This is a genomic window from Paenibacillus massiliensis 2301065 = DSM 16942 (genome assembly GCF_000377505.1).
GTDB classification, from domain to species: Bacteria; Bacillota; Bacilli; order Paenibacillales; family Paenibacillaceae; genus Paenibacillus; species Paenibacillus massiliensis.
In genome coordinates, this window is the sequence record NZ_KB898188.1 from 411885 (window position 1) to 426078 (window position 14194).

Here is a 14194-nt window from a genome sequence, read left to right on the forward strand (position 1 = left end):
CAAGTTACGCAGGAGAGAATTTCTGATCTTCTGCTATCATGTAGCTAGTAACCTTTGCCTGGGGCACATTGTGAACATCATATTTCGAAATTCTGTGTACCTCGGCTAATATCTTGCTTTCTCAAAGGAGGAATCCGAAGCATGAATACGATTGAGAAAAGAATACAAGAACTGTATAACTACGCCCCCAATACGGCAGCCCCCTCGGATCTGGAGAATTTCTGGAGTGATTCCCTCGCACAGGTTGGCTTTGAATCGGAAAAGGCTAGTGTTATTAAGGTGAATACTCCTTTTACAGGCATGAAGGTACAGCAGGTTATCTACACGGGCTCGGACGACACTCCCTTGTACGCATGGTATATTCGTCCCGCTGGTATGGAAGGACACAAGCTCCCTTGTGTGGTGCTTTTTCACGGCTATACCGGTGGCAAAGGCTACCCTGAGCAATATGCTTCCTGGCTGATGCTGGGGGTGGCTGTTATGGCAGTAGATGTACGGGGACAAGGTGGTGAGACGGGTAGTCATATGAATGTTGGCTACGGGACAGTCAAAGGCTGGCTAACCCAAGGCATCCTGGAACCGAAGTGCTCTTATTATCACGCGATTACACTGGATGCATTGGCAGCAATTCATTGGGCCGCAAATCAGCCTGATATTGATACTGGCAGCATTGCTGTCTGTGGTGTAAGTCAAGGCGGTGGCTTGGCTCTGATCACCAGTGCATTAAGTGACCATGTGCAAGTATGTGTGGCTAATATTCCGAATATGTGCCACATGGACTTCGGCATCCTGCATTCGAACAGCTCGCTGGCAGAGGCTGCGGAGTTCGTACATCGCTTTCCCCAGCATTATGAACAGGTACTGCGAACACTGAGCTATTTTGATCTCCTTCATCTGGCAGAGTGGATTCCCATTCCTACCATGATATCTGTTGGGCTGAAGGATACCGTCTGTATGCCAGAGACAATATTCCCCGTGTATAACCGGATTTCATCTGCTAAGCAACTCGAAATCTATCCCTTTACAGGACATGCTGTGGAGGCTTATCAGCAGCGAAAAAGTGCAGAGTACATCATGGAGCATCTAAAGTTATCATTTTGACCAAATAAATTGTGTATGATATATTTGCTATAGAGGTGATTAATCATATGCTTACTAAGCTTGGTATTTTAGACCAATCTCATATATTGGAGGGAGGTACCGCTCCCGAAGCACTCGCCCAGACTACAGCCTTGGCGCAAGAGGCGGATCGTCTCGGTTACAGCCGCTACTGGGTATCTGAGCATCATTCCATGAGAGCCCTGGCCCATTCCAGCCCCGAGGTCCTGATCGCACATCTCGCTGCGCAGACCAGCCGAATTCGAGTGGGCTCGGGAGGGATCATGCTGCCCCATTATAGTGCTTATAAGGTAGCGGAGAACTTCAGGCTACTTGAAGCATTACATCCGGGTCGGATCGACCTTGGCCTGGGCCGTGCTCCTGGTGGTCTACCGCTGGCAACCCGTGCCCTGCAGGAGGGCAGCAGTATGCAGCGTGTTGATCGTTATCCCGAACAGATCCTCGATCTGATCGGATATTTTCAGGAATCGCATGGCTCAGATCACCGATTCCCGGGTCTTCTGGCTTCTCCTTCTGTACCGTCTATGCCACAGATGTGGCTACTCGGCTCCAGTGGTGACAGTGCAAGGCTCGCAGCCCGCATGGGTGTATCCTTTGCTTTTGCTCAATTCTTCGGGACTCCTGGCGGTGTCGAGAGCACAGCCTATTATCATGATCATTATGAGCCATCCGTGCTTGAGGAACGTCCTCATTCTATGGCTGCCGTAGCGGTGGTCTGCGCCGATACAGAAGAAGAAGCAGAGCGGTTGGCTTCAAGCTCGGATCTGTTCTTCCTTGGTCTGCAGAATGGAAGGGAACTCGGCTCGCTTCCATCCGTAGATACAGCAGCAGCCTATCCTTATACGGATTGGGATCACGAGCGGATTCGCCAATCGCGTGGCTGGCGGGTAGTGGGTACTCCTGAACAGGTCAAAGAGCGACTCATTCGTATTGCTGAACAATATCAGACCGATGAGCTGCTGATCGTGACCTCCGTTCACGATTTCGAGAGTCGTATCCGTTCCTACCGTCTGCTTGCAGAGGCTTTCGAGTTACCGTCTGATATGTAAGCGCACAGTACAGACGACATGGCAACTTTATCATAATAAATCAAAGCAAGCCGACCCATCAGGAGATTCCCCATGACAGGCCGGCTTGCTTTGTGATTTTTAGCATATGAAAAGAATTGAATAGAGCGTATTATACGAAAATAATTGGAAAGTTCATTGCTGGATCAATTACTGTAATGTTGTATAAGGTCTGCTGGAATATCAGCGTACAACCGCTTCTTCCCGATCTTCTTCCTCTTCATGAGCAGTGACTTTGTCCATCAGCGTAATCCAGGGATTAACGTCACCCCCGCAGCTTTCAATATCGCCAAGCAGCGCTTCCATGGACGCATTCGTGTTCTCTGAGAGATCAATGACCAGACTGTCGTCTTGTACTTCGATCTTGCAGCATGTTTTCATTTGTAATAACCTCACTTGTTTGTATTTCAGGTCTCCATGTGCTAGTACACACGACCTGAACCGATACGAATTATACTCCCGTTGCAGCTGATTTACAATACGAATCATCCGCTTCAATCCGCTCGTAACAAGTGAATTGCCCGCGAGACCCTGTCTCACGGGCAAATTGCACATTTTTACATATTTGTGACAGCTATCTACGGCTAATAATTTGGTCAATCAGCCCATACTCCAGCGCTTCCTCAGCCGACATAAAATGATCACGATCTGTGTCCTTTTCTACCCGTTCTATAGACTGACCCGTAAGCTCTGCCAGCAACCCATTCAGCTTAATTCTGCTCTTCAACAGACGATCCGCATAAATACGAATATCGGATGCCTGGCCCTTCGCTCCGCCAAGCGGCTGGTGGATCATAACCTCGCTGTTCGGTAACGCCATACGCTTGCCTTTGGCTCCACCAATCAGCAGAATCGCTCCAAAGCTGGCAGCCATCCCCGTACAGATCGTAGATACATCCGGCTTGATGAACTGCATCGTATCATAGATGGCGAAGCCAGCCGACACTGAACCGCCGGGACAGTTGATATACATATGAATATCCTTCTCGGCGTCCTCAGCCGCCAAGTGCAGCAGCTGTGCCACGATCACATTCGCCATATGATCCTCAATCTCACCGGATACCATAATGATTCTGTCCTTCAACAGCCGGGAATAGATATCATAGCTGCGTTCGCCACGGCTGGTCTGCTCAACAACATACGGAATTGCATTCATAATAGACTCCTGTTCTACGCCGCACACCTTGCTCTGGGACTACCACTAATCTTATTTGCCTGCACACTTGCCGCTCTTGCATATCGGATAGAAGATCTTACAGCAGCACGTTGCTCCAGCACCTGTCCAGCCACAGCCATCGGGTCCATTCCATCCTGTAACCCAAGCTCTACCAGCCGTCGCGTGTCCCCTGTCCGAAAGGCAGCCAAGTATTGCTTCAGCAGCATAGCCTCCTGCGCACTCCCCATAACCTCGGCACCATAAGGATTCGACCGCTTATGCTGCTCCAGTGCGTTTCTCGCTCGGCTCAATGCAGCCTTGACTGCTCCCTCCGTCATATTTAGCAGCTCGGCAGTCTCCGGTGTCCTGAAGCTCCATACCTCACGAAGCAGAAATACCGTCCGCTGAAGCGGAGACAGCCAGCGAAGCAGACACTGCAACGCATGCTCGATCTCAAGCCCTAGCTGCTGTCCCTCTTCAAGTGGCAACGCCATTCCCTGCAGCTTATCTTGCAGCTTTCTTATCGTCTCACTGCTGCGCAGCTGATCCAGCCACAGGTTACGTGCGGTCCGAATCAAATACGCTTCGGGATTCCGAACGCTTACAGCCTGATTATCATTCTGCCTCAATAGCTGCAGACAAGCGGACTGCACCAAATCTTCGGCATCCCACATCGAGCCAGTCAGTGACAAGCAATATTTACGAAGTACGGGAATTAGCTCTTCCCATGCAATTGGTGTCGGCAGTTGGTATGGAATTACGGATTCGGATGTCACAAAGGCCATGAATCGGGGCCCCCCTTTGTTTAGTCCTTTATTGTCATTACGTATATACATTGGGTAGACGTATGAGTAACCTGAAAGGATACGCATGTCGAAAAATTCCCTCCCTAATGCAGGCTGATATAGCCCGACCGTCAAGACTATGACATAATAGGATGAGTTCACCAGAGAGGAGAGTTGCCACCATGCCAGCTGTCAGTATCGTCCTGCTAATCGTATCGGCCCTGTCCTTCCTGATCGGAGGAGCTGCCATCTATAGTGCGCGTAAGCCATTTGATTCGAACAAAATCAACATGGATGTCGTACATAAACAGAAGAAGGAAGAGGAATCGGTTGAACAATTCCTGGAACGCATGCGTAACCGCTATAAGTCAACCGGAAAAAGGCAATTGATCTACGGCCTTATCTTCTTGGGCGCTGCGATCTTCTTCATCGTACAATAATGTACAGCAATATCTCATAGTGTTCAACTAAAGCTGTCCGCGATCAAGGTCACATATACAGAAGGTTAAGCTTGGCCCTATCCATCGACAGCACCAAAAAAAGTGTCTCACCACCCTATCGGCGGCTGAGACACTTTCTTAAGATAGTTGAATTTATAAGTTTTCAGCAGAGCTGAACAACTCGATTATCACAGGAAAACTTCAACTAAACGCGGTCTGTCTTCTGTAAAAGTACGAAGATCCACGATTTTCTTATTAGAATGATGCTTTCTTAATTTAGAAATTAAAGTTGTCCGGGTCGGAGCCAAACCGCTCATTACGGTTCAGGCTATCGATCTTCTGCATATCCTCGGCAGACAGCTCAAAATCAAAAATATCCGCATTCTCGATAATCCGTGATTCGTTAATGGATTTTGGAATGGTGATAATATCATGCTGGAGATCCCAGCGCAAAATAACCTGCGCGACACTCTTGTTATATTTACCAGCAATCTCCTGAACCAGTTCGTTCGTCAGCAGTCTTCCATTGCCGAGCGGGGACCAGGCTTCTACCTTGATATTCTTGGAAGCACAGTATGCTCTTAACGGCTCCTGCGACAGCAGGGGATGAAGCTCGATCTGGTTCACCATTGGAGCAATCTCGGCATCAGCCAGCAGATCCTCCAAGTGGTGCTGATGGAAATTACTCACTCCAATCGCACGCACACGACCATCCTTATACAGTTTCTCGATTGCTCTCCAAGTCTCCTTGTACTTCCCGCCCACAGGCCAGTGTATGAGATAAAGATCCGTATAATCCAGCTGAAGCTTGCTCAGACTTTCATCAAAGGCAGCCAACGTCGTCTCATAGCCCTGATCGGAGTTCCATACCTTAGTTGTAATAAATAAGCTGTCTCGCGGAGCCCCAGACTCACGGATAGCCTGTCCAACGCCTTCTTCATTCTTGTAGACAGCAGCAGTATCAATGCTCTTATAACCCGCCTTAATAGCTGATTTCACAGCATGTACGACCTCGTTGCCATCCTGTACCTTCCATACCCCAAGACCTAGACGGGGCATCTCCACACCATTATGTAAAGTAGTAGTATCCTGTAGACTGTTCACCATGAAGCATCCACCTCCAGATTTTTTCACGTTATTAGTATACATATTTTGGTTAGCTCTTGGCAACTCAAGCAGGGAGCATCCAACCATACACAAGCATCTTCCTTATCATTTCTAAATGCATAGACCATTGCCCTATTTGAGACACTGAGTAAGGTGCCTAGACGCACCAAATTGTCACAAGGAGGGGAACTACCATGGCCAAACCGGATAATCGCGCCGATAATGTGCAGCATCTCCAGCAAAACATCCAGCATACAATCCAGAATCTACATGAGGCAGAGCAATATCTGGATGAGCACGCTGACGAAATGGATGCTCAGGAATACACACAAATCAACGAGAAGAACCAGCGGCGGGAAGCCAGCATTCGCAGCTCCAGAGCTGAGGTCAAGGATGAAGCCAGGCACAGCAAGTAACGTCTCCAAATAGCTGGCAATGAAGAGCTCTGGCCGACCGGTCCTATTCTTCTTTAACAGTTGACTTGAACTACGTTGACCTGAAGTACGAAGACCGGGCCTGATGCAGAATATGCAGCAGACCCGGGCTTTCCAATTTGTATCACATTGGTGGACATTTACGACCAAAGACTAATTTTGCGAAAAGGGCTGCGGCGGGATGTCAACAGCTTCACGACAATCAGACTGTATTTGTCGAACATTCTGCTATAGACCCCTTTATCCATGAATGCAACCCCTACAAAAAAGCCTGTCACCACATCACGCCAATTGGTGTACACTGCCTGTAGGGCTTGCAGAATACGAAGCGAGTATTGCTTCTTTTCATCATCTGTCAGCCACTTCAGCCTATGACCTGCATATACATAATATAGGGAAAAGATATAATCATGGGCCGCAATGCCCGCTGGCGGCATCCGGTTCACGAATCGACTGATCATCTCGAATCTGTAGCGCTCCAGAGACCCCTCGTGCAGATCACGAATGTACTCTGCTCTGGATGCTTCGGGCACACAGGCGATCCTCAAGTAATTCTCTTCGAACTGGTGACGGAATCCCTCTCGAAGACGCCATTCAATATGCGCCTTTAGCTGCTCCGCATTTGTAACTTCCCATTGCTCTTCCATGTGCTCCTTGAGCTCGTTTTTACTTACGAACATCCGCTCTGGACTCTGGTGATAATAATCTCCGTCCGGATGGACTGAACACATTCCCACAAGAGCCCGACTACAGGCCTCCGCCAATCGGGAACCGTACTGGAGCTTTACATTCATCGCACATTCGCTCCTTTGTAGGATTTTCCTTTTAAATAGTCTTATATCTATATTGCTTCCAGCGCCGATAGACCTCCATCAGCATGGAACTGATGAACAAGAAGAGAAGGATACCGAACAGCCAGCTTACCGCGCTTGGATGTCCACGTTCTGCTGCCTGCGCCTCGGCAAGGGCATCACCCTCCAGATACATATCAGCCAGTGGATGACTCTTGAAATAATTATTATTCTCTGAATGATAGCTCCACTTATCCAGCTCGAACCTGAGGGCACCGGTCGTCAGCGGGACGACTTGTCCTTCCACTGTAAAACTGGTACCTGACACAATCGACTCTGCCTGCTGAGTGCTCAGCCGAACGGGAATCGCATGCTTTCCTAGTGCACCTATCACAATTCGGTCCGCGTGCGCAGCAGATTGTCTTTGCTTCTTCAGGTCTGTCTGATCCATATACTGTGTTGCTCCATTGTCTGTGGTCACGATATATAGATCATCCAGCTTTCGTACATCCTGAAGTGTCATTCGGACGAGTGGAGCACCAGACGAATGTTCCAGCTCTGCGACACTGATCACCTCTCTATACTCCTTCTCCGTACCCGGAGTATTCTGTAGAGAAGAGAGGTATTTCAATACAGACACACCGGTATCCGCATGAAAGGAGATAGAGAACAGAAAGGCCAGGATTCCGATGCCGATAAGCCTGGTAGCATTATTTCGAACGGATGCAAACAGGAAAAACATAAGCCGTGGAATGGAGTCTGTGTAGCCTAGACTACGCCGGGCAGACCTTCTTCTCCACCATGGAGCTTGCTGCGCCATGGCCTTGTTCACTTCATGATAGGAGAAGCACGCCTCCAGATCCTCTGGATCAAGCTCCATCAGCCTTTGATACGTCTCGCGAGCTTCAGGATATCGTCCGGTCTGCTGCTGGCATTGGCCTAGTAGATTCAGTGCTTCCCTATGATCGGGATTTCGACGAAGTATATCCGTTACAACCACTTCTGCCTCTGCTGCTTGTCCCAGCCTGATCCATATGCGTGCACGAATAAGCGCAATCTCCTCCTCAGTAGGATCAAGCTGCAAATATCTCGTGCAGTATTCCAGTATTTCTTCCTCCTGACCTGATATCTGAGCGAACCGAATGCGCAGACGCAGCAGATCCGGGTCCGCACTCAGGATGGCTTCAGCCTCCTCTAGCTTGATACCAGCTTGAGCTCTGCGACCGAAACGAAGAGCGTGGTACGCCTCCTCTCTCAGCTCCAGATACTGCTCCGCCAGCTCATCTTCAAGCACCGCTACACAGGAGTATCCGAGGTCAGTCTCATACATGGGATGGAAGGCATAGAGCCGTACATTCGTGTACTGCTCGGCAAATATATCAGGGTCAATCAGCATTTTTTCCTTCCAGCCGAATGCCTGATCCAGCATGCCCCACACCGAAGGCGGCACGAAATAATGCTCCTCCATAAAATCAAGTACCTCTTCAGATAGCTCCTCCTGAATACTTGCATTCCACATGACATCCGCACTAAGCAGTGCTGCCCAATTCTCTACCCGCACACGCTCTGCCATCGTGTAATAGATGTCCTCCAGATGCTCCATGAAGGCTTCAACAGTGTCTATATTGTCTGACTCTACGTTCTCATCAACGTCCGCCTCCAGGGTATGAGCAATGGGACTGTAACTCCTGAGATCATCAGCGCGCTCCCGTCTGTCATACTCATCGTCTTCCTCTTCATCCTGAATCGGTTCTTGATGCATGTATGCATCGGCAACTGACGCATCCGGTTCACGCTCCTGATGTCCGTCATAGCCCTCGTCTGCTGGAGCAGTATCCTCTGCATCCCCACCATTAGGTTCAGGAGAAACATAGACGTGGCGGATCAAGCGAGGAACGACCAATTCAGCGTCCGCATCTTCACTCGTATAGTCATGCTGAGCAGTCTGCATAAGCCGAGGAACTGTGTAATCTTCGCTATGATCCTCAGCATCCGCCTCCGACTGCGATACCTCTTCAATCTCTTGATGTGGCCCTGCGAATCGCGGTACCGTCCGAGGCTGAGGCTCCGGCTCTGATTGTGAATCTGGGTCCGGGCCAGATCCTTCGCCAGCAATCTCATGTGTGGATGAGATGCCCTCCAGATGATCCTGCTCAGATACCGATGATCTTTCATCATCGGCAGTAGTTCCAACTGTCGCAGATTCACCTGAATCATCCGCATACACTGGGTCTTCTGGGTCTCTCTTTTCCGCATCACCTTTTACGTCATCTTCGATCTCATCGTCATCCTCGTCATCCTCAACTCCATGTTGCTGGCGCCATTTTGCTTCCTTCACAGCACGATCATAGGCTTCACGCAGCCGTTGGTACCCTTCTGGGTCATCCTCAGGATGTGTCTGCTTCAACTTGCCGGCATAAGCCCGCTTGACTGCTCGGACATCCGAGGTTGGCTCTATGCCTAGCAGCTCCCATATGTACATCCTATATCTCCACCTCTCCAGATGATTATTTGCAGGCTTACGCCCACAAGCTCATGTTGTGAATCAGGCTATACCGGGAGGTGAGCAAGTGAACATGAGGTGGATAATACCCCAAGACCCTCTTTTCCTGTGCCTTATCAAATGCATATCCAATCGTAAAAGCCAAAATCACATCGCGCCAATTCGTGTAATCAGTCCGAATCGCGGTCATAGCTTTGATACAATAGGCCTCTCTTTGCTCCCGTGTCAGCCAGCCTAGTCTGTGGCCCCCGTAGGCTACATATATACCTCGAATATAATCATAGGCGGATATGCCTCCACTAGGCATGCGATGCAGCATTTTAAGGACTATTTCTAATCTGTAGAACTCTGTTGACATTGGAGGAACCCGCTCCATATATCCCTCTTGCTGCTGCCGCGGCATACAAGCGAGTCGCATATACATCTGTTGATATTCTTGCCGTATCCCGGATTGGAAACATCCCTCTATATGACGTTGTATGCTGACAGTGTCCGCAATTCCCATCGCCCCAAATTCTCGAAGCAGCTCCCGTTTACTTGATATTAGCTGCATGGGATTCTGCTGATGATAGTAGCCCATAATACTAAAATCGAACATACCAACAAGAGCCTCGCTGCATGCCGCCAGTGATCTGGAGCCATGTTTAATGTCTACAATAATATGAATTCACCCCGTCTCTATAGGCTGTATCTGAAGCCCTTCCAGCAACAATAGCATTGCTTCAACCAACTAACGCACATAAAGAGCCAGATCAGCAGGAGCACTCGGGTGATTACGGTGTACTCTCTCAGCCAATAGATCATGAACCCCAGCACCAGCACACCAGCAAAGACGGGTAATGTCTTGTAGACCAGACTGATCAGCAGCATTACAAACGGGTGCTTCAGCGTGCCATACAGCTTCCTCTTCAAGGTCGCTCTATGCAGCCACCCACCTTGCTTAACCAAGCCCATTTTAGCTTCACGAATGGCCATCAAGGCATCTATATCCTTATGATTCAGCCTATGGGCCTCCTCAAATGCCTGTTTGGCCTCCTCGAAGCTGTGTTGGAGCAGCTTACACTGGCCGAGCAAGTAGATTCCGTCAGGCTGATCTGGAAGCTTGAGAAGCAACTCTTTCAGCACTTGCTCTGCTTCTCCTATTCGTTCCAGCTTCAACAGCATACGTGCACGAATAAGCACACCATCCACATCTTCTGGGCAAAGCCGCAAGTACCTAATGCTATAAGTAAGCGCAGCCTCTTCTTCTCCTTTGAGCCATAGGAACTGCACCTGTATACGCAATCGATCTGGGTCATCGGCAAAAATTCGCTCAGCCTGTTCCAGCTTCTGTTCGGCCTGGGCTTGCTGTCCATTAAGCCAAGCGCGATAAGCACTTTCCCGAATAAATAAATACCTGTCTACCTGATCTGTAGGAATACGGGTCAATTGACTATATCCAAGCTCAGTTTGGTAGCCAGGATGAAAAACAGCTTCAACGAGCTTAGGGTAACGCTCCTTGAATTCATCGGGATTCAGTTCCTGCCTCGTGGACCAGTCAAAGCCCTGGTCAAGCAGCCGCCAGACAGATGGAGGCAAAAAGTAATGCTTGTTAAAGAAATTGAGCACCCGCTCAGCCAATTCCTCCTGTTGAGACGCATCCCACATCATGTCGGACTGCAGCCATTCCGACCATACCTCTGGACAAACACGATCCGAAAAGACATTATAGATGTCCTCCATCCGCTGCAAGAACAGCTTCAGATGCATCTGTGGAACTATCCTCGTATACAGATCTCGCGCTTCTTCCAGTTTGACCTGTAACTGTAATTCTTGTGCTGTGGATTGAATACCAGCGGCATTTAAGGCTACAACTTCAGAAAGTAGCCTCTCTAGCACAGACTCTGCCTCTGCGACTCGTTCAAGCTTCAGCAGACTATGCGCCTGGGTTAACAAGATCTCCACATCATCGGGACACCGCGTGAGGTACCGCTCACAATAGAACAAGACAGCCTCTTGCTCATTCTTCAAGAGATAGAACTGAATCTGCATCCGTTGTAAATCCGGGTCACTCGTATGATACTCTTCAGCCTGCTGAAGCAATGGCTCAGCTTCTGTGCTGAGCTTGTTGAACTGTGCTATATATTCGCTTTCCTTAATATATAAGTACCTTTTCACCTGCGTTTCACGAATTCTCGTTAGCTGCTCCAGCAAGATATAGATTTCTTCTCGAAGTCTAAGATACGCCTCTCGCTCTTCCCCTGGAACTGGTAACAATAAAGAATAGCCCTGTTCCGTGTTGTACGTCTGCTCAAAGCCATACTTGCTAATTTGGGAATAGCGTGCTTGGAATTCATCCGGTGAAGTCAGCATCGCATCCTTCCACCCAAAAGCATGATCCAGCAGTCGCCAGACGGGTAGAGGCAAAAAGTAATGCTCGTTGAAGAAGTCCATTACCTGCTCTGACAATTCGGCATACACGGAGTCGCTCCACAAGATATCGGAATTCAGCCATTCAGCCCATATTTCTGGGTTAATGCGCTCGGCAAAATCTGTATAGATTTCTTGCATTCTCTGCAGAAAAGCCTCTGCCGAGCTGCTCTCCAGAGCACTGACCACGGGTACAATACCATCGTCGATGCTCATCCCTGTATGCTTGGGAGCAGTAGACTTAGACTCCGTGTCCGAGCTGGCTTCGTCCATGCTTACTGTCCTAGAGGCGTCCGCTGCTTCCTCAGGCTGCATACTCCATTTTGCTTCCTTGATTGCACGATCGTAGGCTTCTCGCAATCGCTGATACTCTTCCGGGTCATCCTCCGGATGCGTCTGCTTCAACTTGCCGGCGTATGCCCGCTTGATTGCACGCACATCCGTTGTCGATTCAATACCGAGCAGTCTCCATACACTCACAAGAAGATACACTAGAAATCCATCCAACGCTCAAGATGATCGAGCTGTTTCTTGAGTGTCGCTGCCGCCTTTTTGATCTCTGCATCATTTTGCGTATGAATCAACGCTTCAAACTGCTCCATCAGGAAAGCAATCTCACCACGCTTCTCTCCCAGAGCCTCCTCGTACAAGCGCTCTCCACGCGCCAGCAGCAGACGATTCTCCGCCCGATCCCGCGGATGAATCTTAATATCCTTGAGTAGTTTGAGACGCTCCTCAATCTCCTCAGGAGTCATATGTCCAGGATTCTTCTCGATAACAAGCTTCTTCACCTTGCCTGTGCTGACCGTAGTGACTTCGACCTCCAGAATACCGTTGATATCATAGGTGAAGCGTACATCAATCGCCTGTTCGCCTGCCTTGTCCGTGGGTACTCCGACAGTCATTTCGCCAATTTTGATGTTATTCTCGACCCGGCGGCTCTCGCCTTGATAGATGCTGATCTCGATTTCCTTCTGCTGATCATGCAACGTGACATAGGTCTCTACACGACTGACTGGAATAGCTGTATTACGCTCGATGATCGGTGAGAAATGTCCGTGATCCAGGTGATCCCCCTTCATTCGCTTCGTCGTGTCAATACCGAGTGTGAACGGGCACACATCTGTAAGAATTACTTCCTTCAGCATCTCATTACGTTCCTTGAGTGCTACCTGTATGGCAGCCCCCATAGCTACGGCTTCATCAGGATTGATCTGAGTATAAGGGAGCTTGCCGAACATCTTGCTAACGACTGAACGAACAGTCGGCATCCGTGTCGCCCCACCGATCATGATGACCGCATCCAGATCATCCGGTGTAAGGGAGGCATCGCGAAGCGCACGTTCCAATGGATGTCGCAGGCGCAGAATCAATTGAGACACGATCTTGTCGAAATCCGTCCGACTGACACTAATCTGATACTCCTGACCGGCGTGCAGGAAGCTCATCTCCCCGGCTGTTCCACTGCTGATCCCCCGCTTGCATAGCTCCGCCTGCTTGAAGAGGGCCGTTCGTCCTTTCTCGTCCATCTCCTGATAATCAATACCGACCTTCTCTACAAAATAGGACACCAATAGCTGCGTAAAGTCCTCACCGCCCAGATAGTTATCACCTGCGATGGACTTCACTTCCATGACGCCATCAAAGAACTCCAGAATGGAGACATCAAAAGTCCCTCCCCCGAGGTCGAATACGAGGAAGGTAGTATCGGAATCCCGCATATGCAGTCCATATGAGATCGCTGCAGCGGTTGGCTCACTTATTAGCCGTTCTACCTTCAGGCCTGCAAATTCGGCAGCCCGCATGGTCGCTTTGCGCTGGCTATCGTTAAAATAGGCGGGGACACTAATCACCGCTTCATGTACTTGCTGTCCAAGAAAGGCTTCGGCATCAGCTTTGAGGGATTGAAGTATGAACGAGGACAGCTCTTCGGGTGAGAAAGAGTGACTCCCCAGCTTGTAACGTTTCTCAGTCCCCATATAGCGCTTAAAGGTAGAGACCGTCACATGCGGATGAGTAATCAATCGCTCCTTGGCAATGGTGCCGACCAGAATCTCTCCATTATTATCTACGCTCACCACTGAAGGGGTTAACCGCTCATCCAAGGCGTTCGGGATGATCTTCGGCCCCTCCTCGGTCCAATAGGCCACAAGACTATTCGTGGTACCCAAATCAATACCTATCATTGTCATACCATATCACCTTTTCTCTAGTTGAATCATATAATTTTACAGCATTGGAATAAGACTACTCTAGAGTATAAAGTTCGGATTCTACTATACTGCCTCTACGTAATTATGTAAGCATATCTGCATCTATAGGTCCTGTATGAATCAGCAACCCACATGACGACAGCTTTCCAATCAACGCAAAAAAAAGCCCC

Annotated in this window: 13 protein-coding genes; 4 read left to right on the forward strand and 9 right to left on the reverse strand. The window is 49.2% G+C overall.

Annotated features, from left to right (window positions below):
• Positions 1 to 141 precede the first annotated feature (141 nt).
• Both D328_RS0110765 and D328_RS0110770 read left to right on the forward strand, forming a co-directional pair.
• Complete coding sequence (locus D328_RS0110765; protein WP_018885012.1) at positions 142 to 1101, forward strand: acetylxylan esterase; 960 nt, start codon at positions 142 to 144, stop codon at positions 1099 to 1101.
• Between the two features lie 47 nt (positions 1102 to 1148).
• On the forward strand, positions 1149 to 2168 hold the full coding sequence (locus tag D328_RS0110770) for an LLM class flavin-dependent oxidoreductase (RefSeq protein WP_018885013.1): 1020 nt from the start codon (positions 1149 to 1151) through the stop codon (positions 2166 to 2168).
• A gap of 201 nt (positions 2169 to 2369) precedes the next feature.
• Here D328_RS0110770 and D328_RS28875 read toward each other — a convergent pair whose 3' ends face one another.
• The 3 genes from D328_RS28875 to D328_RS0110785 all read right to left on the reverse strand — a co-directional run bounded on the left by D328_RS28875 (position 2370) and on the right by D328_RS0110785 (position 4127).
• A complete protein-coding gene (locus D328_RS28875; RefSeq protein ID WP_018885014.1) occupies positions 2370 to 2567 on the reverse strand; it encodes a hypothetical protein in 198 nt (65 codons plus the stop codon).
• Between the two features lie 193 nt (positions 2568 to 2760).
• Entirely contained in the window at positions 2761 to 3342 is a 582-nt protein-coding gene (gene clpP, locus D328_RS0110780; protein ID WP_018885015.1) for an ATP-dependent Clp endopeptidase proteolytic subunit ClpP, read from the reverse strand.
• Positions 3343 to 3356: 14 nt separating this feature from the next.
• Entirely contained in the window at positions 3357 to 4127 is a 771-nt protein-coding gene (locus D328_RS0110785) for an RNA polymerase sigma factor (RefSeq protein WP_018885016.1), read from the reverse strand.
• A 182-nt stretch (positions 4128 to 4309) separates the two neighbouring features.
• On the opposite strand from D328_RS0110785, the gene D328_RS0110790 reads away from it, so the two are divergent.
• A complete protein-coding gene (locus D328_RS0110790; protein ID WP_018885017.1) occupies positions 4310 to 4567 on the forward strand; it encodes a hypothetical protein in 258 nt (85 codons plus the stop codon).
• A gap of 276 nt (positions 4568 to 4843) precedes the next feature.
• Here the strand turns inward: D328_RS0110790 and D328_RS0110795 are convergent, their stop codons facing one another.
• Positions 4844 to 5674, reverse strand: coding sequence for an aldo/keto reductase (locus D328_RS0110795; protein WP_018885018.1), 831 nt, complete (start codon positions 5672 to 5674; stop codon positions 4844 to 4846).
• A 194-nt stretch (positions 5675 to 5868) separates the two neighbouring features.
• Here D328_RS0110795 and tlp point away from each other — a divergent pair, with 194 nt between their 5' ends.
• On the forward strand, positions 5869 to 6090 hold the full coding sequence (gene tlp, locus D328_RS0110800) for a small acid-soluble spore protein Tlp (RefSeq protein ID WP_018885019.1): 222 nt from the start codon (positions 5869 to 5871) through the stop codon (positions 6088 to 6090).
• 158 nt (positions 6091 to 6248) lie between these two features.
• Here tlp and D328_RS0110805 read toward each other — a convergent pair whose 3' ends face one another.
• The 5 genes from D328_RS0110805 to D328_RS0110825 all read right to left on the reverse strand — a co-directional run bounded on the left by D328_RS0110805 (position 6249) and on the right by D328_RS0110825 (position 14003).
• Positions 6249 to 6902: a DUF1266 domain-containing protein gene (locus D328_RS0110805; RefSeq protein WP_018885020.1), complete on the reverse strand. Its 654-nt coding sequence runs from the start codon at positions 6900 to 6902 to the stop codon at positions 6249 to 6251.
• Positions 6903 to 6933: 31 nt separating this feature from the next.
• Positions 6934 to 9381, reverse strand: coding sequence for a J domain-containing protein (locus D328_RS0110810; protein WP_018885021.1), 2448 nt, complete (start codon positions 9379 to 9381; stop codon positions 6934 to 6936).
• Positions 9382 to 9418: 37 nt separating this feature from the next.
• Positions 9419 to 10000 (reverse strand): DUF1266 domain-containing protein, encoded by a 582-nt coding sequence (locus tag D328_RS0110815; protein ID WP_018885022.1) that lies wholly within the window; start codon positions 9998 to 10000, stop codon positions 9419 to 9421.
• Positions 10001 to 10080: 80 nt separating this feature from the next.
• A complete protein-coding gene (locus D328_RS0110820) occupies positions 10081 to 12303 on the reverse strand; it encodes a tetratricopeptide repeat protein (RefSeq protein WP_018885023.1) in 2223 nt (740 codons plus the stop codon).
• Positions 12303 to 14003, reverse strand: coding sequence for a molecular chaperone HscC (locus D328_RS0110825; protein WP_018885024.1), 1701 nt, complete (start codon positions 14001 to 14003; stop codon positions 12303 to 12305). The genes D328_RS0110820 and D328_RS0110825 overlap by 1 nt, the downstream gene beginning before the upstream one ends.
• Between the last annotated feature and the right edge of the window lie 191 nt (positions 14004 to 14194).